1 protein-coding gene and 1 pseudogene are annotated in these 1371 nt (G+C 50.6%); both read right to left on the bottom strand.

Going from position 1 to position 1371, the window contains the following annotated elements:
- Positions 1-606, bottom strand: a pseudogene (locus tag DM813_RS08160) (hypothetical protein); the annotation flags it as partial.
- Positions 607-1371, bottom strand: a 765-nt coding sequence (locus DM813_RS28415) for a hypothetical protein (protein ID WP_164897218.1), incomplete at its 5' end; no start/stop codon positions are given.

Genomic DNA, 1371 nt, shown 5'->3' with positions numbered 1-1371 from the left:
GTTGGCGGATTCTTCTTCGCCCACAACAGACTGGGCGATTACCTGCTCCCAGTCGAGGACGGCGATGCCACCAGCGAAACGCGGTCGGTGCAGATAGACCTGGCGGGTAACTCGGTTGAAACGGATCAGCAGTCGGCGTTGAACGAAGTTTTCGAGGCGAATAAAGATGCGTGCATATCGAAATACCACATAAAAGCAGCCTGCGGTCATTGAGGCTACGAACAGTCCGGTTATGTAATGGCTGACTGTCGCAGGAGTTTTCATCCAATACTGAACACCAGTGAACCAAACCGAATTAAGAATTAGAGTGATACCTGCAAAGGAATAAAGGAAATATATAATCATAAGCGTGACGTACGTCATGACGCCGCGACGCTCCCCCATCGCACCAGATTTTATCTCTATGTAGGTTTCATTAAATTCGTAGATCGAGCCATCTGCACAAGGAGCTTCGCTCACGCGGTCATGAATTCCGGGCAGATTGTCCTCGTGTTTGTATTTTCCCGCATGAGCGTTTGCCACATGCTTTTCAAGCCTCTGTTGCCAGTCCTCGCTTTCGGATTTCGAAGTCTGCGTGTACCACAACATCCATTCAATTAGGTACATTTAGTTCACCGCCTGGAGTGACTCATAGAGCTTCTCGAGCTCGGTTTCCTGGTCTTTGAATGGCTTGAGTAAATCCCCCGATTTCCATTCTCTGAGGCAGCTATGCCAACACCACTCCTCCATTTCGTCTGGGAACAAAAAAATAATGGCTACGCTGATCCCCACAGTTATGAAGCTGCCGATACCAATCAGCCGCAAGAAGACAGGTACCATTCTGGATCCTGCAAATTTCTCTATCGTCAGCACAAATCCGAGTCGACTATTTTTCCCAACGAGAAATCTCAGTAGTGGCCCTGAGTAAGAAAAAGCTACTGCTGCACCAAGTGCTGATATTCCGCCTGATACAATTGCTCGCGCTAAATAGGCGCTGCCGAGCATGTTGTAATCTTTGTTCCAGTATTTTTTGCCATCTTCATAATCAATAGAAGCAAGCATCACCCCACCCACTGTCGCCAGTGACCCACCAACAAGCCGTAATCCCCCCAGCGAAATCGCCGCACCACGACCCACCACACCCGTCGGCGCAAAGCGTGTAGCCACCGACTGAACACCGAGCGCAGCCAGTTCGATACCCGCGGCCGTGGTGATCAGAAACGCTGCCTTGTATTCGAGCTTCTCCTTGTCACCGTTGTCCTTGTTGAAATATTTGATGCCAAGGACGATGCCCTCGATCAACGCCATGACCACGCCACCGCGGATCTGATAAAACTTGCCGCCGCCACCGTTCTGGAACTCTGCCGCGAGGTTGTCGCGTACCTTCCCGAT

Source organism: Pseudomonas alkylphenolica, assembly GCF_004025535.1.
GTDB classification, from domain to species: domain Bacteria; phylum Pseudomonadota; class Gammaproteobacteria; order Pseudomonadales; family Pseudomonadaceae; genus Aquipseudomonas; species Aquipseudomonas alkylphenolica_A.
Note: the sequence above shows the minus strand (reverse complement) of the source record. Positions and strands in the feature narration are given on the sequence as shown.